Raw genomic sequence first — 26,297 nt, 5'->3', positions numbered from 1 at the left:
TCCTCCAAGGCGGTCGCGGTGCGCGTCGGTGTGGCCTGAACTACAGCTAGAATTGGCTGCTAGTAAGAACTCAGACTTGACCAAGAGCGCGCGGACCGCTGGCATTTTCCTTCTTGCAGGATACCAAGGCGGCGTCCCTACTCTTGATCCAGCCCGCCAAGGAGGACACATGCCAGAGTCAAAGCCACGAAAGAAGACTGCCAGCGCGGCCCAGCCGGCTTCCGCCACGCAGGCCCAGAAGCCAAACCCTGTGTGGTTCAAGCCGGTGATGTTCGGACTGATGATCGTGGGTCTGCTGTGGATCATCACGTTCTACATCAGCGAGGGTAAGTTTCCGGTCCAGGCATGGGCGTCGTGGAACATCGTTGCCGGGTTCGGAATTGCCATTCTCGGCTTTCTCATGACCACGCGCTGGCGCTCCTGATCCCCTGACCGCTGCACCCTTGTTGCTGACCCATGGCTGGCCGGGCTCCTTCGTTGAGTTCCTCGCAGGGGTCAGTTACTGACCGACTTGATGAACTCCATCGTCTCCTCAAACGCCTGGCGTGCCTCGGGAAACTTGAGGTGGACCTGATACTCGTGCGGCAGGGCCGGCGTATGTTCCTTGTCCCAGAACAGCCGCGTGACCGGAACGTGGACTGCGGCCAGCCGGTCCGCCATCCTGGTGGACTGGCTGGCTGTCAGGCCGTCGCCAGGATAGCCGGGGTGATGCCCACCTGCACGGCATAGGCGGGGTTGGTAGTCATGACCGCCAGCTGGCTGGCCAGCTGGGCTCCTGCAGAGTCCCCGGCCAGAATAATGCGGTCCTTGTCCAGGTTGAAGTCGCCGGCATTTGCCACGAGGTATCGCAGTGCTTCATTGAGCTGGCGGACCGCCGTGGGGTACTGACATTCTGGCGCGATGGAATAGTTAAGTCCGACGGCGGCATAACCATGTGCTGCGATCAACCGCAAGTACGGGGCCACGTCGCTTTTAGTGCCGGAGATCCATGCCCCGCCATGGATCCAGACCACTACCGGCAAGGGTCCGTCCGCCGGTAAAAGCGCGTCCGCTTTTGCCGGCACATAGACGTCCAGGGACGTGGCTGCGCCCCGAGCACGGCGGGTGCCGGCGGGCACGGGGTTGCTGTACGGGATGTCGCGATGCACCCTTAGCCCGTCGGATGGTGCATAGGCCGTCATGTCCGTGACGGTTTCGCGGGCGCCCCTGTGCGAATACCGCCCTGATGACCGGCGCCGAGGGCCAGGAGCCCGCCCGGCCTAACGCGGTAACCAGGCCCAACGCCGCAACCCATGCCCCTGCAGTTCCGATGCGGCGGCCCGCCTCGTGTAGATTCCCCATGAGTGAATCGTACAGATTTCATTCAGCACCCACACCAGCTTCAAGGGACGGAAAACGCATGACCCCCGGCGAGAGCGGCACCATCATCGGCGACGACGGACTGGCACGGCCGCCCTGGGCAGCCGTGGATCAAGTGCTGCGCGCGTACTACGACACCGAGTGGGGCATTCCCGTCCGCGATGAGCAGGGGCTCTATGAGCGCATCAGCCTGGAGGCTTTCCAGGCGGGACTCTCCTGGGCCACCATCCTGCGCAAGCGGCCGGCGTTCCGTGCAGCGTTCAGTAACTTCCACCCGGAAACGGTGGCGGCCTTTACCGAGGCTGATGAGGAACGGCTCCTCCAGGACGCCGGCATTGTCCGCAACCGGCTGAAGATCCGTGCTGCCATCACCAACGCACAGGCCACCATTGCACTCCGTGACGACGGCGGTCTGGTTGACTTCGTCTGGCAGTTCCAGCCGGGCGTCACGCCAGAGCCGCTGACTTTTGCCGATGTCCCCACTCAGTCACCGGAGTCAATTGCCCTGTCCAAGGCACTCCGGAAAAAGGGCTTCGCGTTCGTGGGCCCAACCACCATGTTCGCGCTGATGGAAGCAATCGGCATGATTGATACCCACCTGATGGACAGCCACCGCCGCGGCACCTCGGGTGTGTGGATCCAGGACTAGGGTCTCTGTCCTGCGCGGACCCACCGCTGGAAAAGTTATCAACAGTGTTGATAACCAAGAGGCCGTCCAGGGCCCGTCTGGCGCGTCAAGGCTCTCAAAACCGCCTTCAGTCATGTGAATTACATCGCTGTAAGTTATTAACATTGTGGATTCCCTGTGGATAACACAGCCTCGTTGCACTGTTTCGCGTTTTCCAGGGCGTCCGCCACGTGCATGCGCAGCAAGGGGCAGTCATTGGTTCCTCAGGGAAGTTATCCACTTAGTAACAGCACGCTACCCACAAGTTGTCCACAGCTGTGGATAAAAATCCACAGTGTCGGCCCAAAGGAGCTGCAGACGGTGTCAGGCCGCACTTCAGGCCGAGTGAACTACACGCTTGTAAGTTGTTAACACTGTGAATAACCCTGTTGAAATCTCTGGCTGCCGACCACTGCTCCTGCACAGACCGGGGGAGCACGGCTGTCCGATGCCCCGAACCCGCGAATACCGCGTCTTCCCGCGGTCTGAGGCTCGCAGCCAACTGAAAAGTTGTCCACTTAACCACAGCCCCCAGCTTTCCGTTTTTCCACAATTGTGGATAGAAACAGCCGCGTTTGCGCAGGATCGCCAGCTGGCGCGGATGTCTGACTGTTACCGGGCTGAACTACAAGCATGTAAGTTACCAACATTGTGGATAACCCCTGTGGAAAACCCCACAACGCACCGACCCTGCATCCGTTACGGATGCAGGGTCGGCTGGAAGAGTTTGTTGGAGCGGGGCCGGAGTCAGCTGGCGGTGACGCGGAACCAGGACACAGCGATCAGGAGCCCCAGAATGACCAGCAGGCCAGCGGCCTGCAGGAGACCCTGGCGCGGACCGCGGGGAGTATACGCAACAACGGCAGCACACAGACCGCCGGTTACGAGTCCGCCCAGGTGAGCCTGCCAGGCTATCTGCGGGATCATGAACCCAATGACACCGTTGATGGCGATCAGCACCCAGAGCTGTCTCGTATCCCCTCCCCGGTGCCGCTGGACCACGAGCATTGCCCCGAAGAGGCCGAAGATGGCGCCTGACGCGCCCACCACACCGGCCAGCGGCTGGCCGGGGATATATGCCGGCGTCAGCAACAGGTAGCCCACGGAGCCGCCGAAAGCGGAAAGTAAATAGATGCCCAGGAAACGGATGCGGCCAAGGAGCGGCTCGAGTGCCTGCCCGAAGATCCACAGTGTGTACATGTTGAGCACGATGTGCAGGATGAAGCCCGGCGAATGCAGGAAGGCCGCGGTGATCATGCGCCAGGGTTCAAAGACCCCGAATCCGGTGCCGGAATAGACGGTGGCGTAGGCGAAGGATTCATACACGGCTTCGCCGGGAACAATCCACTGGAGTACATAAACCAGCGCACACAGGGCGATGATTCCGAACGTCACCAGTGGCTTGCCGGTAGCCACGGCGCCGCCGTAGACGGTCCTGGCTGCCGGCGTCGCACGTTTTGTTTCGTTGACACAGTCAACGCATTGGAATCCGACGGCGGCCGACCGCTGGCACTCGGGGCACGCAGGGCGCCCGCAGCGCTGGCAGCGCACATAGGAGGGCCGGTCCGGGTGGCGGGGGCACACCGGGATCTGCGCGGACGGCTCGGCCGCCGGAATTCCGTAGCTCATGCTTTGGTGGTTAGAGCTGTTCGATGTCGATGCTGTTGATGGTGACGTCTTCAACCGGGCGGTCACCCATGCCGGTGCGCACACCTTCAATGGCGTCGACAACCTTGCGGGATTCCTCGTCCGCAACCTCGCCGAAGATGCTGTGCTTGCCCTGAAGCCAGTCGGTGGGGATGGTGGTGATGAAGAACTGCGAGCCGTTGGTGCCCTTGCCCATCTGGATACCGGAGTTGGCCATTGCCAGCTTGTACGGGGCGTTGAAGCTCAGCTCGGGGTGGATTTCGTCGTCGAACTTGTAGCCCGGTCCGCCTACGCCACGGCCCAGCGGATCGCCGGCCTGGACCATGAAGTCCTTGATGATGCGGTGGAAGATGGTGCCGTTGTAGAGGGGCGTTCCGGTCTTGTCCTCACCGGTTTCCGGGTGGGTCCAGGCCTGCTCACCCGTGGCGAGGCCAACGAAGTTATTGACGGTCTTGGGCGCGTGGTTGCCGAAGAGGTTGACGACGATGTCGCCGAGGCTGGTGTGGATGGTTGCTTTTGCGGTTGCGATGGCAGTCATACCGCCCATTCTTCCACGGCCGGTCAACGAGGATGCGGCCGGGAAGTCAGTTCCGCGCTGGGTGAAATCCGCTCTGAATCCGCCGGACTAATAGCCGGTGGGGTTCAATCCACGTAGGCTGACTGCAGAACCGCCACATTAATCGGGAGGTAGTTGTGAAGAAATCGGATCGTATTGCGCGCGAACTTGAGAATACAGTCAGCAGTGGAGTAGAGAACGCCAAGGATTGGGCGTCCCCCCGGGTTGAAGCAGCAGTGAACTGGGCCGTTCCCCGCCTCCAGCATGGCCTGGACACGGCTTCGCCCAGGATCCAGGAGGGACTCAAGTCAGCGGCCCATAACCTGGCCGACGGCGTTGCCACGGTCACCCCGCGCATCCAGGACGGGCTGGCCCAGCTGGCGCCCAAAATCCATGACGTCGTCGAAGGCGCCACCCCCCGGATCCAGGAGGCGCTGGACAAGGCCACTCCGGCCATCACCCAGGCCCGGGACCGGGTAGTGGTGGAGTACCTGCCGCGGCTGTCCGAGCAGATCGGCCAGGCCTCCGATGCCGTGCACCGCACGCTGGAAAGCGCGCCCGGGCATGTTGATTCCATGGCACAGAAGCTGGTGGATTCCGGAGTGGTGCACAACGTCCACGCGCAGGCACAGTCAGCCGGAAGCCAGATTAAGGCAGTTGCCTCGGAAGCCAGCAAGGCCGTTTCCAACCAGCTTGCCCAGCCGGAGAAGCCCAAAAAGCGCGGGCTGCTGATCGTGGGTATTATTGCCGCGGCGGTTGCAGCGGGCGTGGCCGCCTGGAAAGCCTCCAAGCCCGTGGAAGACCCCTGGAAGACGCCCGCGCCCGTAACGCCGGCGCCCGTTCCGGCCATCACGGTCAACGAATCCGCCAAGGAAACCGCTGACAAGGCCGCCAGCAGCATTGATGGCGCCGCGGACAAGGCCGCCGACGCTGCAGAAGATGCCAAGGGCGCAGCGGATGAGGCTGCGGACAACGCGAAGAATGCTGCCGATGACACTGCCGACAAGGCTAAGCACATCGCTGATGATTCGCAGGAGGCTGCGGCCAAGGTCGCCCGTGATGCCAAAACCGCAGTGAAGAACATCGCTGCCAACATGCATAACGCCGCAGACAAGGCAACGGACAGGTAGGATTCAGCACCCGCCGTCGTCGGACGGTGAACCGGAGGGGTTCCGCCTGGCGCGGGGCCCCTCCTTCGTTTTCCCGGGCTTGTCCGGGGCACCGGCCGGGAAGCTGTGGATCGGTGCTAAATTTGAGGTGATGTCACCCGATAGATCCTCCGAGGATGCCTTGCACGACGCCGCCCAACTGCCGGGCGTGTCTATCGTCATCCCGGCCTATAACGAGGAAAGCGTCATCCGGCAGTGTCTCATCGCGGCCGTTTACCAATCGCTGCCGGCACACGAAATCATCGTGGTTGACAACAAGTCCACGGACCGGACGGCCGCCATTGTCCGGCAGATGCAGCAGGAATATCCGGAAAGCCCCATCATCCTGCTCAGCCAGGACCTGGACCAGGGCCTCATCCCCACCCGCAATTTCGGCCTGAACCAAGCCACCGGCGACATTCTTGGCCGCATCGATGCAGACTCTGTGGTGGAGCCGGACTGGGTGGAGCAGGTCCAGAAGGCGTTCCTGGATGAATCTGTCCAGGCTGCCACCGGCCCCGTGGTCTACTACGACATGCCAATGCGCCGGTTTGGGCTCAAAGCCGACGACAAGATGCGCCAGCTCATGCTGAAACTGGCCAAGCACCAGTACCATTTTCTCTTCGGTTCCAACATGGCGCTTCGGCGCTCGGCCTGGGAGACCATCCGGGCCGAAACCTGCCGGGATGAGAAGGACGAGATGCACGAGGATATTGACCTGTCCCTGCACCTGGCAGATCACGAACTCAAGGTCCAGTACTGGCCGCAGATGGTGTCCGGAATGTCCGCACGCCGGCTCGAGGACTCGCCCCGGGACTACCGCTACTATGTGACCCGCTTCGACCGGACCTACAAGGCCCACAACGTCAAGAAAATGGCCCTTAAAGCGCCCATGGTGGTGTTCTTCTCCGTGTATTTCCCGGCCAAGCTGCTGCGTGCCATCCACACCGTGAACACCTCGCAGCCGGTCCGCCGCGGCGGCCAGTAGCTTTTCCGGCGGCGGCGTCCGGCCTCAGTCGGTGCCCAGCCCAGCCAGCGGCGTCTCCGGAACCTGGTTCCCGCCAACGCGGTTTCCGGCTGAACGCTGACCCAGCACCACCACTGCAAGCCCCACCATAATGAGCGCCAGCCCGGCGTACGTCCCTGCGGGCAAGGTCTCCTTGAGGAAGACCGCCGCCAGCAGGGCGGCACCCGGTATCTCCAGCAGGATGATCATCGAAACCAGGAGGGGGCTCATGGTGGCCAGCAGATGGTTGAAGGCCGTGTGCCCCACCAGCTGGGCGCAGATGGTGATGGCGATAATGCCCAGCCAGCCCACGCCGTCGAACCCCACCAGCGGCTGCCCGGAAAACAGCGCCAGCAGCGCCACCACTGCTGCGCACATTCCGTAGCAGAGCGTGGTGTAGGTGCCCGTTGTCATGGTCTCCCGCGCCTTGCCGCCCGCCAGGGTGTACAGACCGGCCAGGGCGCCCCCCGCCACCGCCAGAAGGTCACCCAGCAGTGCTCCGGGCGAGGATCCCATGTCGAACCCGGTAATGGCCACAACTCCGCCGAAGGCGATGCCCAGTCCCGCGAGCACCTGCCAGCGGTGCCTGATGCCCCTGAACAGCTGGAAGATGGCGATCCATGCGGACTGCAGACAGACCAGGGCCGTGGCGGCAGCAACAGACGTGAGCTGCAGGGAGGTGATGAAGCAGGCAAAGTGAAGAGCCAAGGCAACGGCGGCCACCAGCGACCACCGGAACTCGCGGGCCGTCACTCGGCCGAACTGGCGCGGCTCCCTGACAAGGGTGGGTGTGGCCATAACAGCGGCACCGATTGCGTTGCGCCAGAAGGCGATTGCCAAGGCGCTGACCGTGGTGGCACCCAGGGTGGCCGCGATCAGCGGCCCGGAGGAGGCCACCCCCAGAACGCCGAGTGCTGCAAGGAAAAAGTTCACGCTTCAACAGTAGTGGGCAGGCCGCCGGTGGTAGAGCAAGTCGAAACCGCCCTGGTGGCAGAGCCTGGGGCAACGGCAGCAGGTTCCCTGGCCGAGACTTCGAGGTTGGGGGCTGGGGCTGGTGGGGAGTGGGGCCAGTGCTTAAAACAAGAGTCCCGGTCATCTCTGACCGGGACTCTTCCCTATGGTGGAGGCACGGGGACTCGAACCCCGAACCCCCTGCTTGCAAAGCAGGTGCGCTACCAATTGCGCCATGCCCCCATAAGAAGCAACCCGTCAATCATACCCTAGAACCGGAGAGCTGTTTGTCAGCTTCCGGTCCGGGAAGCGGGCTAATCAACCGTGTCGGTTGACTCGCTCCAGACCGTTTTCCGGGCTTCGGATTCCTGCACTTTTTTGTAAAGCAGGACGCCTGCAACAGCAGCTGCAATAACCAGCAACTTCTTCACATGCACCCCGTTCCGGTTCAGTTTTACCTGAACCCGTGTTGGTTCCGTGGGCGTACCAGGACTTGAACCTGGGACCTCTTCGTTATCAGCGAAGCGCTCTAACCGCCTGAGCTATACGCCCCGATGCCTCATCGGGCCGAGATACGACTTTACAGCACATCCCGGCCCGATCTCAAATCGAGGCAATTCACCGGAAAATATCCGGAAAATTACGGGTCCTAATCGTCCGTCAGGGTGACGCCAATGCCGCCAACCAGGGTTGCCGAGATGTTGTACAGCACCGCCGAAAGCATGGACAGGGCTGTCAGCAGCACAACGTTCACCACTGCGATGATGGTGGCAAAGGACGCCACCTGTCCCAGCGAGGCGACCTTCTTCAATTCGAAGCCGCCGCCCTCAGAACCGGCGAGCGTACCCAGCAGGCTGTCCACCTGATCAAAGATGCCCGTGAGGTCCAGTACAGTCCACAGCACGATCGCGGCAACCACTGTGACAATGCCCAGCGCAACCGAGAGCAGGAAGGCCATCTTCAGGACGGACCAGGGGTCCACCTTGCTGACCAGCAGGCGCGCGCGGCGCACCTTGGCCTTCGGCGCCGGCTTCACCAGGCCGGGAGTTCCCGGAGCGCCGGAACGCTGGCTCTGCCCGGGCAGCGCCGGGCGCTGACCTGCCGGTGCCGGGCGCTGACCCGGGAGACCCGACGGCGCCCCCGGACGCTGCTGGGGACGCACCGGGGCATTTACGCGGGGGGCGGACGCCGGCTGCCGCGTCCCGCTGGGAACGTTGCTGCTCGGCTTGGGATATGAGTCGGAATTGCTCACTCGTTACCTCCGGTGTTGTCTTCGTTCAGCTCAGCATCGCTGGAGGCATCCTCTGACTCCACTGCCGGTGCCGATTCTGCCTCTGCTGCTTCCACTGCGGACCCCTCGTGTGATCCGGCTTCTTCAGCCAACGTTACGTCATCCTCTGCGGAATCCTCGCCCTCGAGCCCACGTTCGCTGTTCCTTGCCACTTCGATGATCCGGTCGTTCTTGTCCGGTTTTGCGAAGATCACGCCCATCGTGTCGCGGCCCTTGGCGGGTACGCCTGCCACGGTTGAGCGGACCACCTTGCCCCCTTCCATCACCACCAGGACTTCGTCTTCTTCCTGGACGATCAGGGCTCCGACGAGGTCACCGCGCTCCTCAGCAAGCTTGGCTACCTTGATGCCCAGTCCGCCGCGGCCCTGGAGGCGGTATTCCTCCACGGCTGTCCGCTTGGCATAGCCGCCCTCGGTGACGATGAAAACAAACGAGCCGTCGGTCACCACGTTGGCAGCCAGAAGTTCGTCGTCCTCACGGAACTTCATACCGGTGACGCCGGACGTTGCACGCCCCATGGGGCGCAGGGCTTCGTCGGTGGCAGTGAAGCGGATTGACTGGCCCTTGCGGGACACCAGCATCAGGTCATCGGTTTCCGAGACCAGCTGGGCGGAGACGAGCTCGTCCTCGTCGCGCAGGTTAATTGCGATGACGCCGGCAGAGCGGTTGGTGTCGTAGTCCTCCAGCGGGGTCTTCTTGACCAGGCCGCGCTTGGTGGCCAGGACCAGGTACGGCGAATGCTGGTAGTCCCGCAGATCCAGCACCTGGGCAATGTGCTCATCCGGCTGGAAAGCCAGCAGGTTGGCCACGTGCTGGCCCTTGGCATCACGCCCGGCTTCCGCCAGCTCGTAGGCCTTGGCACGGTATACGCGGCCGAGGTTGGTGAAGAACAGCAGCCAATGGTGGGTGGTGGTGACGAAGAAGTGTTCCACAACGTCGTCGCCGCGCAGCTGGGCACCCTTGATGCCCTTGCCGCCGCGCTGCTGGGAACGGTAATTGTCGCTCCTTGTCCGCTTGACGTAGCCGCCGCGGGTAATGGTGACCACCATTTCCTCTTCGGGGATCAGGTCCTCCATGGACATGTCGCCGTCGAAGCCCATCAGGATCTTGGTCCGGCGGTCATCGCCGTGCTTCGCCACGATTTCCGCGAGCTCGGTGCTGATGATTTCCCGCTGGCGTTCCTCGGAAGCCAGGATCGAGTTGAACTCGGTAATCATGGCTTCGAGTTCGGAGTGGCGGTCCTGGATCTTCTGCCGCTCCAGCGCCGCAAGCCGGCGGAGCTGCATGTCCAGAATGGCGCGGGACTGGAGTTCGTCGATGTCAAGCAGTTGCATGAGGCCATCACGCGCGGCTTCGGTGGTGTTCGATGCGCGGATCAGGGCGATGACCTCATCCAGCATGTCCAGTGCTTTCAGGAGTGCACGCAGAATGTGCGCTTCCTCCTCGGCCTTGCGCAGGCGGTACCGCGTACGGCGGGCAATGACATCCATCTGATGCGTCACCCAGTGGCGGATGAAGGCGTCCAGGCTCAGCGTGCGCGGCACACCGTCCACAATCGCCAGCATGTTTGCTGCGAAGTTGTCCTGGAGCTGGGTGTGCTTGTAGAGGTTGTTGAGCACCACCTTGGCCACGGCGTCGCGCTTGAGCACGATCACCAGGCGCTGGCCGGTGCGGCCCGAGGTCTCGTCACGGAGGTCAGCGATGCCCTGGATCTTGCCGTCCTTGACCAGTTCGGCGATCTTGATGGCCAGATTGTCCGGATTGGCCTGGTAGGGCAGTTCGGTGACCACCAGGCACGTTCGGCCCTGGAGTTCCTCCACGTTCACCACGGCGCGCATGGTCACGGATCCGCGGCCCGTGCGGTAGGCGTCCTCGATCCCCTTGTGGCCCAAAATGGTGGCACCCGTGGGGAAATCGGGTCCTTTGATGCGCAGCAGCAGTTCCTCGAGCAACTCCTCGCGGCTGGCAGCCGGGTTGGCCAGATACCACTGGACACCCTCGGCTACCTCGCGGAGGTTGTGCGGCGGAATGTTGGTGGCCATGCCGACGGCGATGCCGGAGGAGCCGTTGACCAGCAGATTGGGGAACCTCGCCGGCAGAATCGTGGGTTCCTGGTTCTTGCCGTCGTAGTTGTCCTGGAAATCGACGGTTTCCTCGTCGATGTCCCGGACCATTTCCATGGCCAGCGGCGCCATTTTGGTTTCCGTGTAACGCGGGGCGGCAGCGCCGTCGTTGCCGGGTGAACCGAAGTTACCCTGGCCCAATGCCAGCGGGTAGCGCATGGTCCAGTCCTGGATCAGGCGGACCAGGGCGTCGTAGATGGCTGTGTCGCCGTGGGGGTGGTACTGACCCATGACCTCGCCCACCACTCGGGCGCACTTGTTGAAGGAGCGGTCCGGGCGGTAGCCGCCGTCGAACATCGCATACAGCACACGGCGGTGGACCGGTTTCAGGCCGTCACGCACATCCGGGAGGGCCCGGCCCACAATGACGGCCATGGCGTAGTCCAGGTAGGAGCGCTGCATTTCCGTCTGCAGGTCAACCTGCTCCACTCGGTCGGTCAGCACATCGCCTTCAAGCACAGGGTCCACAGCCCCGGCGGACTCCGCGGGAACCTCGGGTGTTTCGTCACTCATAGTCTGTATTTTCCGTTTCAGGTATATGTCGGTTCTGGAATGTCTCGCGGGCCGGGGGCCTCGCTAGATGTCCAGGAACCTGACGTCCTTGGCGTTCTGCTGAATGAAGTTTCTGCGTGATTCGACGTCCTCGCCCATCAGCACGGAGAAGGTCTGGTCGGCCGCCAGGGCATCGTCCATGGTGACCTGAAGGAGCGTCCGGTGATCCGGGTCCATGGTGGTGTCCCACAACTCGGTGTAGTCCATTTCGCCCAGACCCTTGTACCGCTGGATCCCGTTGTCCTTGGGGATGCGGCGGCCGGCCGCCTGGCCTGCCGTCAACACGGCGTCGCGTTCGCGGTCGCTGTAAACGTAGTCGTGCGGCGCATTGGACCACTTGATCCGGTACAGCGGCGGCTGTGCCAGGTACACATAGCCGTTTTCAATGAGCGGCCGCATGTAGCGGAACAGCAGAGTCATCAGCAATGTGGTGATGTGCTGGCCGTCAACGTCGGCATCGGCCATCAGCACAATCTTGTGGTACCGCAGCTTGCTCAGATCGAAGTCCTCGCCGATTCCGGTGCCGAAGGCGGTGATCATGGACTGGACCTCGTTATTGCCCAAGGCCTTGTCCAGCCGGGCACGCTCCACGTTCAGGATCTTGCCGCGCAGGGGCAGAATGGCCTGGGTCTCCGGGTTGCGGCCACGCTTGGCTGAACCGCCGGCGGAATCGCCCTCCACAAGGTAGACCTCGCACTTGGCGGGATCCTTTGAGGAGCAGTCGGAGAGCTTTCCCGGCATGCCGAAGGACTCCAGTGGGCTCTTCCGGCGTGCGTTGTCGCGTGCCTTCCGGGCGGCCATCCGGGCCTGGGCCGCGGAAATTGCCTTGCGGATCACGTCGCGTGCGGGGCCGGGGTTGCGCTCCAGCCAGTCGCCCAGCCCATCGGTGACCACACGCTGGACGAAGCCCTTGACCTCGGAGTTGCCGAGTTTGGTCTTGGTCTGTCCCTCGAACTGCGGCTCGGCAAGCTTTACCGAGATAACAGCTGTGAGGCCTTCGCGGATGTCGTCACCGGTGAGGTTGTCGTCTTTTTCCTTGATGATGCTCTTCTCCCGTGCATAACGGTTGATGAGCGAGGTCATCGCGGCGCGGAACCCCTCTTCGTGGGTGCCGCCCTCATGGGTGTTGATGGTGTTGGCGTACGTGTGGACGCTCTCGGAGTACGCGTTGGTCCACTGCATGGCCATCTCGAGCGCGATGTGGCGTTCCGTGTCCTCTGTTTCGAAGGCGATGACGTCCTCGTGGACCACATCCACCTTCTTGCTGGAGTTCAGATGCTTGACGTAGTCCAGCAGTCCGTCGTCGTACTGGTACACCACGGTGCGGTATTCAGCGGTGACTTCACCCTCGGTGACCACCCCGTCGAGATCCAGATCACCGTCGGCATCAGGATCCGCGGCGGCGCGGCGCTCGTCCGTGAGCGTGATGCGCAGGCCCTTGTTCAGGAAGGCCATCTGCTGGAACCGGGCGCGCAGCGTTTCGAAGTCGAAGTCTGTGCTTTCAAAGATGGTGTCATCCGGGTAGAACGTCTGTGTGGTGCCGGTCTGGTCCGTTGCTTCGCCCTGGACGAGTCCCCCCTGCGTCTTGCCTCCGTCTGCGAAGGACATCCGCCACACGTGGCCCTGGCGCCAGACCTCGGTGTTCACCCTGCTGGAGAGTGCATTCACCACGGAGATGCCCACCCCGTGCAGACCTCCGGACACGGCATATCCGCCGCCGCCGAACTTACCGCCCGCGTGCAGAATGGTCATGACAACCTCGACGGTGGGCTTGTGTTCGGTGGGGTGCATGTCCACCGGGATGCCGCGGCCGTCGTCAACCACCTTTACGCCGCCATCGGCCTGAAGAACGATTTCGATGTGTGTGCAGTATCCCGCCAGAGCCTCATCAACCGAGTTATCCACCACTTCATACACGAGGTGGTGAAGGCCGCGGGGGCCGGTGGAACCGATGTACATGCCGGGCCGCTTGCGCACTGCCTCAAGGCCTTCAAGGACTGTGATGTCGCTGGCCCCGTATTCCCGGGGCTTCACTGCCGCTGACGGTGTATCGGGTGTACGGGCATCCTCAGTTGCGGGTTCCACTGCCTGGATATCTGCATTGTCGTTAGCCACAGGCGCTTTCGACTCCTCTGTATTCGATGATGGCCGGCCGATGCCGTTTCCCGGGGGAAGGCGTCCGCCAACAGGCACAAACTGATGGCGCACGGTACTTGATTGACTGCGGGGACCGTCTTCCGCACGCTCTAAGCCCGCCGGAAAACGGACTCAGTCAACGTTTCACCGGCGCCCAGTTATCTACAGAGATTCTACCGTGAAAGAGAGCGTTTTCCCGCATTCCTGGACCACAAACGGCCTGCAAGGTGCCTCTGTGAGGCCATTGGCTCCACCTGCACGGCCCCAGCGGTACCGTCTTTGGGTTCCTATACGCCCCAAGGCCGTTTCAACGCCCTACACGCCGTTTGTGGATTTTTCAAGAGGTACGACGGCGGCTGCCTGCCCGGGCGGCCGCCGTGCCTGCCGCTATCCGTAAGTATCGCGGGGGCCGCGGCCGTTGACTGTGCGGCTGCCCTTGCGCCAGTTCGGCGCGGCCGGTCCCAGAACCTGGATGCTGGTGACCACGCCGTCTCCGAGTTCCGTTCGGAACTTCTCCAGCAAACTGATGCTCAGCAGCCGGAGCTGGGTGGCCCATGCCGTGGAATCACACCGGACGTGCAGGGTGGTGTCGGTGAAGCTTTCCGGGGTGCAGTGGGCGGAAATCTCCGGTCCCACCAGGGCACCCCACTGTGCCATCACCGAACCCACCGCCACCGGCGAGGTCCAGCCACGTTCGGCAACCAGGCGGCCCACCACTTTGCCGAGACCCAAGGGATCACGGCCCGTGCCGTGGAACTGGCTGAACCCCCGCGTACTGCGGGCGCTGCGTCCCTGCTTCTGCGGGCTGCTGCCCGAGCGCGGTGCGGCCCGACGGATTTCACCCCGTGCTGCGGCCGCGTCACGCATGCGGTTCAGCGCTGCCTGCGGGGCATCGATGTCGTCGGGATCGCGGCCTGGCTGGAGGCCGCCGTCCTTATCCCTGTTCATCGATTCCTCCCGGGATAACCTTCACGCGCCGCCCGGCCAGTTCTTCCGGAATGTCGGCATCCACCGCTGCGGTCACCAGGACCTGCTCGGCACCGGCCACTATTGCCGCCAGTTTACGCCGCCGCTGGACATCGAGCTCGGCAAACACGTCATCCAGGATGAGGATGGGGGCAGAACCTCCCGTGCGGGCGTCATCGAGCATCACGTAGTAGGAAGCGAGGCGAAGCGACAGGCACATGGACCACGTTTCGCCGTGCGAGGCATAGCCCTTTGCCGGCGCCTCGCCCAGGACCAGTTCCAGCTCATCGCGGTGCGGTCCCACGAGCGAAATTCCGCGCTCCAGCTCTTTACGCCGGGACACCGCGAAGGCCTGCACATACCGTTCGGTCAGCTCATCCACCGAAAGCATTCTGAGATCGTCAGCCACGTCCGCAACGGCGGAGGGTTCGCCGACGCGCGCCGCTGGAGCGCCGTCGTCGTCGATCATGCTCTGGATCGTGGAACGGTAAATGGCCCCGGCCTCCTTGGAACCGTCGGTGAGCTGGGCATAGGCCTCGTTGAGGTGCGGCCGGAGCCGCTCCACCAGTTCCAGGCGTGCATGCAGAAGTTCCGCACCGGCTTTTGCCATGTGCTGGTCCCAGACATCCAGCGTTGCCTCATGTCCGGGCGTGAATTTGCCGGCGCGGGCTGATTTCAGGAGAGCGTTGCGCTGTTTCAGGACGCGGTCGTAGTCGCTGCGCGTAGCTGCGTGCCGCGGGACCAGGCTCACCAGCAGCTCGTCGAGGAACCGGCGCCGACTGGAGGGATCACCCTTGACCAGCGCCAGGTCCTCCGGCGCGAACAGTACGGTGTGGCAGATGCCGAGAATGTCGCGGGCACGCACGGGATTGCTCCGGTTGATGCGTCCGCGGTTGGCACGGCTGCCGTTGATCTCAAGTTCCAGCAGCGTGGCCTGCTCACCGCGGACCAGCCTTGCCCTGATCAGTGCGCGGTCCGTTCCGAAACGCAGCAAGGGCACGTCGGAACTGACACGGTGTGAACTGAGTGTGGCCAGATAACCGATTGCTTCCATCAGGTTGGTCTTGCCGATGCCGTTGGCACCCACCAGGACCGTCACTCCGGGTTCCAAGGGGAGATCCACTTGGGCATAACTGCGGAAATCAGTCAGCGAAAGGTGTTCTAGATACACGCCATCTCAGAATTCTCAGAACTCTCCGGAATCCCCGTGAGTGCTATTTGGCCGGACGGGTGGCATGCCCGCCGAACTGGTGGCGCAGTGCGGAAACCATTTTCATGGCCGGGGAGTTGTCCTCGCGGGACGAAAAACGGGCAAAAAGCGCAGCGGTGATGGCCGGTGCCGGAACGGCGTTGGCAATGGCTTCTTCCACGGTCCAGCGGCCCTCCCCGGAATCCTCCACATAATCGTCAATGGATTCCAGGCCCGGATCCTCATCCAGGGCCTTGACCATAAGATCGAGCAGCCAGGAGCGCACAACGGTGCCCTTCTGCCAGGCGCGGAATGTGCCGGGGAGATCTGTGACGATATCCTTCGCGGCCAGCAGTTCGTAGCCCTCGGCGTAGGCCTGCATCAGACCATATTCGATCCCGTTGTGAACCATCTTGGCGTAGTGGCCGGCGCCAACGCCGCCCACATGAACAAAGCTGTCCGCCCGCTCGCCTTCCGGACGCAGCACATCAAAAACGGGAAGGGCACGTTCGATGTCTGCCGCTTCGCCTCCAGCCATCAGGCCATAACCGTTCTGCAGGCCCCACACGCCGCCGGACACTCCGCAGTCGGCGAAGTGGATTCCCTTTTCAACCAATGCAACACCGTGCTTCTGATCCTCTGTGAAACGGGAGTTGCCGCCGTCGATGACCAAGTCACCGTCATCGAGTTTCTCGCCCAGTTCGGTGATCACGGCATCAGTGATCTCTCCGGAGGGGACCATTACCCAGATAAGGCGCGGAACGGGAACCGCAGCGATGAGTTCATCAAGGGACGCTACATCGGTGATGTCCGGATTGCGATCAAACCCCGTGACTTCGATTCCACCCTTGCGCAGTCGTTCGCGCATGTTGAACCCCATTTTTCCAAGGCCGATCAGTCCGATATGCACGCTGGAGCTCTTTTCTGCGCTGGGGTTGTTTACTAGTTGGGCAGGCGCACCGGCATAACCAGGTAGCGATAGTCGCCTTGGTCCTCGCCGTCCGCATCCACCTGGGCGGTGATCATCGCCGGCTTGGGTGCTGTGGTGAAGGAGAACCGGACGTACTTGGTCTCGATCACGCTCAGGCCCTCCACCAGGTAGTGCGGGTTGAACGCCACGGTGATTTCCTCGCCGGAAAGTTGGGCTTCGAGTTCCTCGGAAGCCTGGGCATCCTCGCCTGTACCGGCATCCAGGTGGAGCTGACCTTCAGTGAAGGCAAGCCGCACCGGGGTATTCCGCTCGGCAACGAGGGATACGCGGCGGACCGCTTCCACGAGTTCCTGGGTTTGCACAGTGGCATGGATCGGGGTGGAGTCCGGGAAGAGCGAACGGATCTTGGGGTAATCGCCGTCCACCAACAGGGACGTGGTGGTGCGCCCGCCGCTCTCAAATCCGATAAGCCGGCTGTCGTCGTCGGCAATCGCCAGGTTGATATCACCGCTGTTACCCAGAGTCTTGGCAACCTCGTTAAGGGTTTTTGCCTTCACCAGCGCACTGGTGGAAATACCCGGAGTGACGGGCTTCCAGGGAACTTCGCGCATGGCCAGCCGGTAGCGGTCTGTAGCCAGCAGAGTGATGAGATCGTCTTCGATCTCCATCCTGACGCCGGTCAGGATGGGAAGGGTGTCATCCTTGCTTGCGGCAATGATCACCTGGGAAACAGCCTGCGCAAAAGCGTCGCCCGGAACGGTGCCGCTGATGGTGGGCAATGCCGGCAGTGGCGGGTACTCAGCTTCGGGCATGGTGGCCAGGTGGAAACTGCTGCGGCGGCACGTGAGGGTTACCTTGTTGCCGTCCGTCTCGACATCCACGGGTGCGGACGGCAGGCTGCGGCAAATATCTGCAAGGAGCCGTCCGGAAACCAGAATGGTGCCTTCATCGGTGATGTCGGCAGGGATCTCGAGCCGTGCCGAGGTCTCGTAGTCAAAGCTCGAAAGGCTGACGGTGCCGGCTTCGGCTTTGAGGAGCAGACCTGAAAGGACCGGTACGGGCGGTCGCGGAGACAACGACCGGGCTGTCCAGGTGACGGCTTCTGCCAGGACGTCCCGTTCGACTCTGAACTTCACGGAAGGGTGCCGCCTTTCATTGCTGCTGCTGTCATCGCTGAAACCTCATAGAACGCTGTGGAACTCCATCAAAAACGGAAGTGCATTCATCCCGCAAGTGCCGTGGTCACTGACGTGAATGACAAGTCGGTGTCCGGGATGGACGCACTTGTGACAGCTTAGCCGCAAGATGTGATTTTCTCCCATCCCCGGGAAACCTCCCCGCCGTTCAGGCCGGTGGCCTGGGCTCTGTTCGGACGGGGAAGGAAAATGTTGTTTGAGGGAAAATCAATTATTTGGGATTAGTAGTGTTAATAACTGCTGTGGAAACTGTGGATAACCCTCCCTCGCCGCAGGATTCCGCGGTTAAGGCCTGTTCATGGTTTGTGGGCGGAGCAGGTTTTAAACAGGCTGTGGATGGGGATAACATTTTCGCTCGTCTGGCTCATCCACAGATGCCTTAAGGGTTTTAAGCCCATTAAGTGCAGTTGTCCCCTTAACTATCCACAGGGTTATCCACACGTGCCTGTTAATAAGGTAAGGAAGTGCCGAGCGGAGTCGCTCAGGAATTGCGCTGCTGCTGCTTGATCCGGTTGGTGAGTTCCGTGACCTGGTTGTAGATCACACGGCGCTCGGCCATCAGTTCGCGGATCTTGCGGTCTGCGTGGATCACCGTGGTGTGATCGCGTCCGCCGAGCTCCTGGCCGATTTTCGGAAGGGACATGTCAGTCAGCTCACGGCACAGGTACATGGCAATCTGCCGGGCAGTCACCAGGGTGCGGGTCCGGGACTTGCTGCAGAGTTCTTCCATGCTGAGCTTGAAGTACTCGGCCGTCTGCGTGAGGATCTGGCTGGACGTGATTTCCTGGGCGCCGTCGTCGGTGATGAGGTCCTTCAGCACCATTTCGGCGAGGGCCACATCCACCGGCTGCCGGTTCAGGCTGGCGAAGGCTGTGACGCGGATCAGTGCGCCTTCGAGCTCGCGGATGTTGCTGGAAATCTTGGAGGCGATGTATTCCAGGGCATCGTCCGGTGCTGAAAGACCTTCGTTGAGAGCCTTCTTCCGGAGGATGGCGATCCGGGTTTCGAGTTCCGGCGGCTGGATATCCGTCAGGAGGCCCCACTCGAAGCGGGACTTCATCCGGTCCTCAAAGCCCGCCAGCTGCTTGGGCGGCAGGTCGGAGGTGATAACAACCTGCTTGTTGTTGTTGTGCAGCGAGTTGAAGGTGTGGAAGAACTCTTCCATCGTCCGGTCCTTGCCGGCCAGGAACTGGATGTCATCAATCAGCAGCACGTCCACGTTGCGGTAGGTGGTCTTGAAGCTGGCACCCTCGTCATCGCGGATGGAGTTGATGAAGTCATTGGTGAACTCCTCGGAATTCACGTAGCGGACACGGATGCCGCTGTAGAGGCGGCGGGCATAGTGGCCGATCGCGTGCAGCAGGTGGGTCTTGCCGAGGCCGGAATCGCCGTAGATGAACAGCGGGTTGTAGGCCTTCGCCGGTGCCTCAGCCACGGCAACGGCCGCTGCATGGGCAAAGCGGTTGGAGGAACCGATCACGAAAGTGTCGAAAACGTACTTTGGATTGAGACGGCCGAATTCATGCGAAGTGCTCGGCAGCATGGGCTGAGGCTTCTGTTCGATCAGCTGATCGGATGTGAAGGACTGTTCGACGGCGGGTTCCGGCTCTTCGTGGATGGGCACCAGATCGGTGTCTACATCGATGGCGCAGCGGATGTCGTCTGAAAAGACATTGCGGAGCGCATCATCGAGCGCATCCTTGACCTGCGTCTGAAGGACCTCGCGGGTAAGTTCATTGGGTACGGCCACCAGGAGGGTGGAACCGATGAGTCCCTGCGCCTGGGCGAGGATAACGAAGCCGCGCTGCCGTGGTGAAACACGGTCGTCCTGCTCCAGAAGGCTGACAACCTGCCGCCAGGAACTTCCGACAGTATTTGCGTGGTTGGCTTCGTCTACTGTCATCAATCAGTTCCTCAACACTTGCTTGCCTGCATTACCTGCAGCCACAAGCCCGAAACCAGGGGGCTGGCCCGGCTTCATCCACAGGGTTATGCACAGTCCGTGGATAATCGGCTACTGAGCCACTCTAGGGGATGAAAAGGCCAGAAGACAGCTGGGAAGTAGCTTGTGGATAATTACACTGTTGTGGTTCCAAAACAGGGCCTGTGACCCACTTCATCCACAGGCTTGAGGGGTGAGTTAACCACAGGCTGCGAATGGCGGCCGGGGTTGCCCCGGTTTGACTCAGGGGTGTGTTCGGCCCTAACGTTGTGAAGTCCTTTGTGTACGCTTTTTGACCTCATCTGAATCTCTGAGACGCACTGCGTCTGAACAGCCTGAGGGAAGCGTGCATATACAAACTTAGCGTCGACCAGTTCTTCCCCTTTTTGATCGGGTGGGCGCACCTTTGATCCACTGGAGTAACTAACGTGAGCAAGCGGACTTTTCAGCCGAATAACCGCCGTCGAGCCAAGAAGCACGGCTTCCGCCTTCGTATGCGTACCCGTGCCGGCCGTGCCATCCTGGCAGCCCGTCGTGGCAAGGGCCGCATCGAACTGTCGGCCTAAATAACTGACTCGTCGGTCATCTTTTCTTTGCGAGTTTGAAGGTGCTAGCCACCCGCAACCGTCTGAGGACTGCAACCGATTTTTCAAAGACTGTACGTTCCGGTGTCCGCAATGGACGCCGGAACGTAGTCTTATATACGGCAGCTATCGCTGCTGATGAACCCAGCCGGATCGGGTTCATCGTTTCCAAGAGTGTTGGGAACGCCGTGGCCAGGAACCTCGTTAAGAGGAGACTGAGGGAAGTCGGTGCCGCCTCGTTGAACGAGTACGGTACCGGGTTCGCTATTGTGGTGCGGGCGTTGCCCGCATCCGCATCTGCCAGCTGGGACCAACTGCTGGCAGACTACAACGCCGCTCTGGTAATAAACATGAACCGGCTGGGCAGCCGCCTTCCTCGGGCTGCTTCACAAGGCTCAAATGGAACAACACAGGAAGGGACGCAGCGTGCTTAACCTGACTGCCGCCGTCGTCCGCTACCTTGGACCCGCAGCCCTGACGCTGGGCAGGGTGATCTGGAATCTGCCGCGCAACACACTCGTTCTGTTGCTGCTGGCCTACCGCAAGGTGATCTCACCGTTGTACGGCCAGGTCTGCCGGTTCTTTCCCACTTGCTCGGCCTACGCCCTCGAAGCAATCACCGTCCACGGTGCTGTGAAGGGAAGCCGGTTGGCGGCCAGGCGCCTGTTGCGCTGCCACCCATGGAATGCCGGTGGTGTGGACCACGTCCCCGGCGGACACCGGGAGTGGCCTGAAAACCGCACCCCCACAATTGTTGTGATGAACAATCCGGATATTTATCTGGCTGCTCGGTCTGATGGAGAAGGCCGCTCTGCGGCCTGACGAATAGGGATATCGTATGGACTTCTTTGAAACAATCATGTTTCCTTTCAAGTGGCTGGTGTCCGCCATCATGGTGGGCTTCCATGACGGACTGAGCTTCATCGGTTTGCCGGCTGCCAACGGCTGGACCTGGACACTGTCCATCATTGGCCTCGTGCTGGTGATCCGTGCCGCCCTGATCCCCGTGTTTGTCAAGCAGATCAAAGCCCAGCGCGGGATGCAGCTTCTCCAGCCCGATCTGAAAAAAATGCAGGACAAGTACAAGGGCAAGACCGATCAGCTCTCCCGCCAGGCCATGGCGCAGGAACAGATGGCCCTGTACAAGAAGCACGGCACCAATCCGTTCTCGGCCTGCCTGCCCATGCTGATCCAGATGCCGTTCTTCTTTGCCCTCTTCCAGGTGCTGTCCGGCATCAGCACGGCCAAACAGGGCAGCAAGGGCATCGGTGCCATGAGCGTGGACCAAGTGAAGCAGTTCGATGAGTCGAGCATCTTCGGTGCCCCGCTGTCTGCCTCTCTGCTCCACGGGGGTGCCGGCGGCAATGAGGTTGTCGTGTGGATCCTCTCGATCGTGATGATCCTGGCCATGACGGCCTCACAGTTCATCACCCAGAAGCAGATCATGGCCAAAAACATGTCCGAAGAGGCCATGGCCAGCCCCTTTATGCGCCAGCAGAAGATGATGCTCTACATCCTGCCCGTGGTCTTTGGTGTGGGTGGCATTAACTTCCCCATCGGTGTCCTCATCTACTGGACCACCACCAACCTCTGGACCATGGCGCAGCAGTTCTTCGTCATCCGCCGGATGCCGACGCCGGGATCCCCCGCTGCGAAGGCCCTTGCCGAGCGTCGTGCCGCGAAGGGCCTGCCGGCCCTCCCCATTCTGGGTGGCAAGAAGGTCGACGCCGAGGCAGAAGCAGCCGCTGCTGCTGCTGCCGCCGCGGTGGCGGAGGCCAGGAGCCAGCGTATTCAGCCACAACGTAAGAACAGGAAGAAGAAGTAATGTCTGTCGAAAGCTCCGAACACGCCCTTTCCGCCGAGGTCACTGACGACCAGGACGATTCCGCTACCGACACCGGTACTTCCGAAAAAGGTTCTTCCGCGAGCCGTCTGGAAGAAGAAGGCGACGTTGCCGCCGATTACCTCGAGGAGCTGCTGGACATTGCAGACATAGACGGGGACATCGACATCGAGGTCCGTAACGGACGCACCTATATTTCCATCGTTGCCGAGGAAGAGTCATCGAGCCTGGAAAACCTCGTCGGCCAGGACGGCGAAGTCCTGGAAGCACTCCAGGAACTCACCCGGCTGGCTGTGCTCTCCGCCACGGAAAACCGTTCCCGCCTGGTGCTGGACATCAACGGATACCGCCAGGAGCGCTCCGGCCACCTACAGAAGATTGCAGAGGATGCCGCAGCTTCGGTCAAGGAATCAGGTAAGGCTGTGGCCCTGGAACCGATGAGCGCCTACGAGCGCAAAATTGTCCACGACGCCGTGGCCGATCTGGGTCTCGTCAGCGAGTCCGAGGGTGAAGGCGCCGGACGCCACATCGTCGTTTCCGCCGAATAAGAATTGCTGACTGAGCTAATCATGGTTGAAATTACCGCCGCTGAACTGTTGGCAGCAGAGAAGATTTTCGGTGCACGCCTGGATCTGGCCAAGCGTTACGTAGAGCACCTGGCCACATCGGGGATCGAGCGCGGGCTCATCGGCCCGCGTGAGATTCCGCGGCTGTGGAGCCGGCATGTCCTCAACTGTGCCGTCATTGAAACTGAGATTGCGCACGGTAGCCGTGTTGCCGACGTCGGCAGCGGGGCCGGGTTGCCGGGTCTGTGCCTGGCGATTGCGCGGCCCGATCTTGAGCTGACGCTCATCGAACCGCTCGAGCGCCGGGTAATCTGGCTCCAGGAGGTTGTGGATGACTTGGGCTTGGAAAATGTCACAGTCATGCGCTCCCGTGCGGAGCTCGCTGTCGGACTGGTAGATGCAGACGTGGTGACGGCGCGTGCGGTGTCTGCTTTGACCAATCTGGCCGGTCTGACCATTCCGCTGCTCGCCGGAAAAGGCCAAGTAGTCGCCATTAAGGGACGTAGCGCCGGTGAGGAAATCGAAAAGGCTGCCAAGGTAATCCGGAAGCTCGGTGGCGTGCAGACGTCCGTCGTGACGGTTGGAGAGGACCTGCTGGAAGAACCCACCACGGTGGTTCGCATAGTAGTGAATAAGTCCCAAAAGATTGCATAGCTGAGGCCCGGTGTCCTTGGTCTTTAAGGGGAAGCGGTTAGGCTAGAGAACGGCAGCAAAAGCCGAACGAGAGTGAGTGTGTCCCAGTGACCAGTAGCGAAGCCTCCACACGACGGATACCCCCGTTTGTGTCCTTGGGGTCAGCACGAGCAGTTGCTGCGCCATTCTTGGCTCCGGAACGAAGCTCAAATCACATGAATTCGGTTGTAGACAGCGTATATCTGTCTACTGTTTCACGTGAAACCCCGCTATCCGGTAATGTCCTGGACACTATGGACGATTCAAGCCCGATCGCCCGTGAGTTGGCGCACGAAAACAGGCGCCGCGAGCGGCTCCTTGGACGTGAATTGCCCAAGCCGGAAAAGACCCGGGTCTTCACTGTTTCAAACCAAAAAGGTGGAGTAGGCAAAACCACCACGACCGTCAACATCGCCGCTGCTTTGGCGGCAGCCGGCCTCAAGGTATTGGTCATCGACATCGATCCCCAGGGCAATGCTTCCACAGCACTTGGCATCGAGCACCACGCAGAAGTCGACAGCATTTACGACGTCCTGATTAACGACTTGCCCCTTGCGGATGTTGTGGCCCCGTGCCCGGACATCAGCAACCTGATCTGCGCGCCCGCCACGATCCATCTCGCCGGGGCAGAGATTGAGCTGGTATCCCTGGTGGCGCGCGAGCAGCGTCTCCGGCGGGCGATCGATGTCTACGCGAAGACCAGGGAAAAGAACGGTGAGGATCGTCTCGATTTCATCTTCATTGACTGCCCGCCAAGCTTGGGCCTGCTGACCGTTAATGCCTTCTGTGCCGCAGGTGAAGTCCTCATTCCCATCCAGTGCGAGTACTACGCGCTGGAGGGGCTAAGTCAGCTGCTCAAGAACATCGAGATGATCCAGAAGCACCTGAATGCGGATCTGGTGGTGTCCACTATTCTCCTGACCATGTACGACGGCCGGACTAACCTGGCTGCCCAGGTGGCCGCGGAGGTCCGCCAGCATTTCCCCCAGCAGGTTCTGGGCGCAGTGGTGCCCCGCTCGGTGCGTATCTCGGAAGCTCCCAGCTACCAGCAAACCGTTATGACATACGATCCGTCCTCCAGCGGAGCTCTTTCGTATCTGGAAGCCGCAGCGGAAATCGCTGAACGTTAGTATCTTTCAAGTAGTGCAATAACTGGAGCCCGGCGATGCAGGGCTCTTCCGATGGAGGGATTTATCCATGAGCGAAAAGCGACGCGGCCTCGGCCGCGGTCTTGGCGCACTCATTCCAAGTTCCGCCCCTGCCAACGCTTCGGGTAACGGGACGGCACCGTCACGCCCCGTGGATCTCTTCTTCCCCGAGGGCCGGAAAAAGACAGCCTCCGCCGAAAGCGCTGCTGCAGATGCGGTGACCGCTGAAGCTGTCGTGTCGGAAACACCCGAAATGGCAACCCCTGAAGTGGCAACCCCTGAAGTGGCAACCGTGGACGGTTCCGGTAAGAATAGGGCCACTCCCGCTAAGGTCCCGGTGAAGACCCCGGTGAAGACGGCTGCTAAAGCGCCCGCCCGGAAGCCGGCCGTGGCAGACGTTGCTGATGTGCCAACCGAAGTGGAACTGGTGGAAGTTCCCGGTGTGCGATTCGCTGAAATCCCGGTCACTGATATCCATCCCAACCGCAAACAGCCACGTTCGGTCTTCGATGAAGATGACATGGCCGAGTTGGTCCACTCGGTCAGGGAAATTGGCGTTCTCCAGCCAATTGTTGTCCGTACTTCAACTGAAGAAGGTGGCGAACCCTATGAGCTGGTCATGGGTGAACGCCGCTGGCGTGCAGTACAGGCTGCTGGGCTGTCCACGATCCCTGCGATTGTGCGTGACACCACCGATGACGATCTCCTCCGTGATGCGCTGCTGGAAAACCTTCACCGCAGCCAGCTCAATCCCCTGGAAGAGGCGGCCGCTTACCAGCAGCTGCTGGAAGACTTCGGGACTACTCACGAACAGCTCGCTGATCGCATCGGTCGCTCGCGTCCGCAGGTGTCCAACACGCTCCGCCTATTGAAGCTTCCGCCGCTGGTTCAGCGCCGTGTTGCCGCGAGTGTTATATCGGCTGGCCATGCCCGTGCTCTTCTTGCACTCCCCGATGCTGCTGCAATGGAACGCATGGCGCAGAAGATCGTTTCTGAAGGCATGTCGGTGCGGGCTACCGAAGAGGCTGTGACGCTGTACCAGGACCCGGTGGTGCCGGCCAAAAACAACGTCCCGCGGCCCGGTGCCCGACACGAGCGTCTGGACTATTTGGCATCTTCACTGTCGGACCGACTGGACACGAACGTGAAGATCTCCCTGGGAGCGCGGAAGGGTCGCGTCAGCATCGAATTTGCGAGTGTTGAAGACCTGAACCGAATCATGGAAGTTCTTGCTCCGGGTGCGGAGACCTAGACAGTCCTCGTCATTTAGGCCCTGTTTCACGTGAAACAGGGCCTTTTTGTTGGTTGAGACCCCGGGTTTGTTCGGAAGAATGGATGGCCTTGAGGCACCGGTGAGTGTCGCAAGTGGCTAGCTGACCTGTTGGTGGTCACGGGATGTGCCCACTAGCGCCACGAGTGAGCCCCCTAAATGGGTAGGATCTGATGGCCTGAGTGAGCAGTGGCACCTCGCTGAGAAATTGCCGGGTGTTCGCGCCATCAACGCCGTTCGAGCTATCCCTTAATCCGTTCCGGTGTACGTTCCGTCAAGCGAGGCAATAGTGCCGATCCAACTGGCCCAGACGCTGCGATCCCTTGCTTCCATTGATCAGGGGGTTGCTGCGAGGAGCGTCCTCATCGTTCCTGGGGTCGACCTGCGCAAATGCGTTGCCATCGGAGCCAGTGTGGAGTGGCCGAAGCCAACTTCCCGTGTCATGACGGAGCAAACCGGTCCGTTGGGCCTGGCCACCCGCGGGCACCGCTTGTGGCAATATGGCTCGACTTCCACGAGATCCTAGTGGCCGCCGGTGGGCGCTCTCTCGTGGA

26 protein-coding genes and 2 tRNA genes are annotated in these 26,297 nt (G+C 61.4%); 12 read left to right on the top strand and 16 right to left on the bottom strand.

Going from position 1 to position 26,297, the window contains the following annotated elements; all coding sequences use genetic code 11:
* Positions 1–169 precede the first annotated feature (169 nt).
* Positions 170–424, top strand: a complete 255-nt coding sequence (locus tag V3C33_18980) for a cell division protein CrgA (protein ID XAS67482.1) — start codon at positions 170–172, stop codon at positions 422–424.
* A gap of 71 nt (positions 425–495) precedes the next feature.
* On the opposite strand, the gene V3C33_18975 is transcribed toward V3C33_18980, so the two are convergent.
* Positions 496–660: a hypothetical protein gene (locus V3C33_18975; protein XAS67481.1), complete on the bottom strand. Its 165-nt coding sequence runs from the start codon at positions 658–660 to the stop codon at positions 496–498.
* A 20-nt stretch (positions 661–680) separates the two neighbouring features.
* Entirely contained in the window at positions 681–1,181 is a 501-nt protein-coding gene (locus V3C33_18970) for an alpha/beta hydrolase (GenBank protein ID XAS67480.1), read from the bottom strand.
* Positions 1,182–1,399: 218 nt separating this feature from the next.
* On the opposite strand from V3C33_18970, the gene V3C33_18965 reads away from it, so the two are divergent.
* Positions 1,400–2,008 carry a DNA-3-methyladenine glycosylase I gene (locus V3C33_18965; protein XAS67479.1) on the top strand — a complete coding sequence of 203 codons (609 nt, stop codon included), beginning with the start codon at positions 1,400–1,402 and terminating at the stop codon, positions 2,006–2,008.
* 765 nt (positions 2,009–2,773) lie between these two features.
* Here the strand turns inward: V3C33_18965 and V3C33_18960 are convergent.
* Positions 2,774–3,655: a rhomboid family intramembrane serine protease gene (locus tag V3C33_18960; GenBank protein ID XAS67478.1), complete on the bottom strand. Its 882-nt coding sequence runs from the start codon at positions 3,653–3,655 to the stop codon at positions 2,774–2,776.
* 10 nt (positions 3,656–3,665) lie between these two features.
* The gene (locus tag V3C33_18955) at positions 3,666–4,211 is read right to left on the bottom strand and encodes a peptidylprolyl isomerase (protein ID XAS67477.1); all 546 of its coding nucleotides are present in this window, start codon (positions 4,209–4,211) and stop codon (positions 3,666–3,668) included.
* A 155-nt stretch (positions 4,212–4,366) separates the two neighbouring features.
* On the opposite strand from V3C33_18955, the gene V3C33_18950 reads away from it, so the two are divergent.
* Together V3C33_18950 and V3C33_18945 are read left to right on the top strand one after the other, a co-directional pair.
* On the top strand, positions 4,367–5,359 hold the full coding sequence (locus V3C33_18950) for a hypothetical protein (protein XAS67476.1): 993 nt from the start codon (positions 4,367–4,369) through the stop codon (positions 5,357–5,359).
* Positions 5,360–5,489: 130 nt separating this feature from the next.
* A complete protein-coding gene (locus V3C33_18945) occupies positions 5,490–6,365 on the top strand; it encodes a glycosyltransferase family 2 protein (GenBank protein ID XAS67475.1) in 876 nt (291 codons plus the stop codon).
* Between the two features lie 24 nt (positions 6,366–6,389).
* Here the strand turns inward: V3C33_18945 and V3C33_18940 are convergent, their stop codons facing one another.
* From V3C33_18940 to dnaA, 12 genes are all read right to left on the bottom strand, one after another.
* Positions 6,390–7,316 (bottom strand): DMT family transporter, encoded by a 927-nt coding sequence (locus tag V3C33_18940; protein ID XAS67474.1) that lies wholly within the window; start codon positions 7,314–7,316, stop codon positions 6,390–6,392.
* A gap of 185 nt (positions 7,317–7,501) precedes the next feature.
* A tRNA-Ala gene (locus V3C33_18935) sits at positions 7,502–7,577 on the bottom strand.
* 71 nt (positions 7,578–7,648) lie between these two features.
* Positions 7,649–7,765 carry a DLW-39 family protein gene (locus V3C33_18930; protein XAS67473.1) on the bottom strand — a complete coding sequence of 39 codons (117 nt, stop codon included), beginning with the start codon at positions 7,763–7,765 and terminating at the stop codon, positions 7,649–7,651.
* Between the two features lie 47 nt (positions 7,766–7,812).
* Positions 7,813–7,886, bottom strand: a tRNA-Ile gene (locus V3C33_18925).
* A 97-nt stretch (positions 7,887–7,983) separates the two neighbouring features.
* Positions 7,984–8,586, bottom strand: a complete 603-nt coding sequence (locus tag V3C33_18920; GenBank protein XAS67472.1) for a DUF3566 domain-containing protein — start codon at positions 8,584–8,586, stop codon at positions 7,984–7,986.
* The gene (gene gyrA / locus V3C33_18915) at positions 8,583–11,261 is read right to left on the bottom strand and encodes a DNA gyrase subunit A (protein ID XAS67471.1); all 2,679 of its coding nucleotides are present in this window, start codon (positions 11,259–11,261) and stop codon (positions 8,583–8,585) included. Before gyrA ends, V3C33_18920 begins: the two co-directional genes overlap by 4 nt.
* A gap of 63 nt (positions 11,262–11,324) precedes the next feature.
* Positions 11,325–13,415 (bottom strand): DNA topoisomerase (ATP-hydrolyzing) subunit B, encoded by a 2,091-nt coding sequence (gene gyrB, locus V3C33_18910; protein ID XAS67470.1) that lies wholly within the window; start codon positions 13,413–13,415, stop codon positions 11,325–11,327.
* Positions 13,416–13,823: 408 nt separating this feature from the next.
* Complete coding sequence (locus V3C33_18905) at positions 13,824–14,384, bottom strand: DciA family protein (protein ID XAS67469.1); 561 nt, start codon at positions 14,382–14,384, stop codon at positions 13,824–13,826.
* Positions 14,371–15,573, bottom strand: a complete 1,203-nt coding sequence (gene recF, locus V3C33_18900) for a DNA replication/repair protein RecF (protein ID XAS67468.1) — start codon at positions 15,571–15,573, stop codon at positions 14,371–14,373. Before recF ends, V3C33_18905 begins: the two co-directional genes overlap by 14 nt.
* Before the next feature lie 43 nt (positions 15,574–15,616).
* On the bottom strand, positions 15,617–16,501 hold the full coding sequence (gene gnd / locus V3C33_18895) for a decarboxylating 6-phosphogluconate dehydrogenase (GenBank protein ID XAS67467.1): 885 nt from the start codon (positions 16,499–16,501) through the stop codon (positions 15,617–15,619).
* Between the two features lie 32 nt (positions 16,502–16,533).
* Complete coding sequence (gene dnaN, locus V3C33_18890; protein ID XAS67466.1) at positions 16,534–17,658, bottom strand: DNA polymerase III subunit beta; 1,125 nt, start codon at positions 17,656–17,658, stop codon at positions 16,534–16,536.
* Between the two features lie 541 nt (positions 17,659–18,199).
* Positions 18,200–19,621, bottom strand: a complete 1,422-nt coding sequence (gene dnaA / locus V3C33_18885; GenBank protein ID XAS67465.1) for a chromosomal replication initiator protein DnaA — start codon at positions 19,619–19,621, stop codon at positions 18,200–18,202.
* A gap of 467 nt (positions 19,622–20,088) precedes the next feature.
* Here dnaA and rpmH point away from each other — a divergent pair, with 467 nt between their 5' ends.
* From rpmH to V3C33_18845, 8 genes are all read left to right on the top strand, one after another.
* Positions 20,089–20,226 (top strand): 50S ribosomal protein L34, encoded by a 138-nt coding sequence (gene rpmH / locus V3C33_18880; GenBank protein XAS67464.1) that lies wholly within the window; start codon positions 20,089–20,091, stop codon positions 20,224–20,226.
* Between the two features lie 41 nt (positions 20,227–20,267).
* Positions 20,268–20,678 carry a ribonuclease P protein component gene (gene rnpA / locus V3C33_18875; protein XAS69797.1) on the top strand — a complete coding sequence of 137 codons (411 nt, stop codon included), beginning with the start codon at positions 20,268–20,270 and terminating at the stop codon, positions 20,676–20,678.
* Positions 20,671–21,066, top strand: coding sequence for a membrane protein insertion efficiency factor YidD (yidD, locus tag V3C33_18870; GenBank protein XAS67463.1), 396 nt, complete (start codon positions 20,671–20,673; stop codon positions 21,064–21,066). Before rnpA ends, yidD begins: the two co-directional genes overlap by 8 nt.
* Before the next feature lie 16 nt (positions 21,067–21,082).
* Positions 21,083–22,069, top strand: a complete 987-nt coding sequence (gene yidC / locus V3C33_18865; GenBank protein ID XAS67462.1) for a membrane protein insertase YidC — start codon at positions 21,083–21,085, stop codon at positions 22,067–22,069.
* Positions 22,069–22,635, top strand: a complete 567-nt coding sequence (locus V3C33_18860) for a R3H domain-containing nucleic acid-binding protein (GenBank protein ID XAS67461.1) — start codon at positions 22,069–22,071, stop codon at positions 22,633–22,635. Before yidC ends, V3C33_18860 begins: the two co-directional genes overlap by 1 nt.
* A 21-nt stretch (positions 22,636–22,656) precedes the next feature.
* Entirely contained in the window at positions 22,657–23,307 is a 651-nt protein-coding gene (rsmG, locus tag V3C33_18855; GenBank protein XAS67460.1) for a 16S rRNA (guanine(527)-N(7))-methyltransferase RsmG, read from the top strand.
* A gap of 86 nt (positions 23,308–23,393) precedes the next feature.
* Complete coding sequence (locus V3C33_18850) at positions 23,394–24,455, top strand: ParA family protein (GenBank protein ID XAS67459.1); 1,062 nt, start codon at positions 23,394–23,396, stop codon at positions 24,453–24,455.
* 67 nt (positions 24,456–24,522) lie between these two features.
* Positions 24,523–25,725, top strand: a complete 1,203-nt coding sequence (locus V3C33_18845; GenBank protein XAS67458.1) for a ParB/RepB/Spo0J family partition protein — start codon at positions 24,523–24,525, stop codon at positions 25,723–25,725.
* Positions 25,726–26,297: the final 572 nt, after the last annotated feature.

The organism is Micrococcaceae bacterium Sec5.7 (genome assembly GCA_039636785.1).
GTDB lineage: Bacteria > Actinomycetota > Actinomycetes > Actinomycetales > Micrococcaceae > Arthrobacter.
The sequence above is the reverse complement of the archived record's forward strand: the minus strand, read 5'-3'. Positions and strand labels throughout refer to the sequence as shown.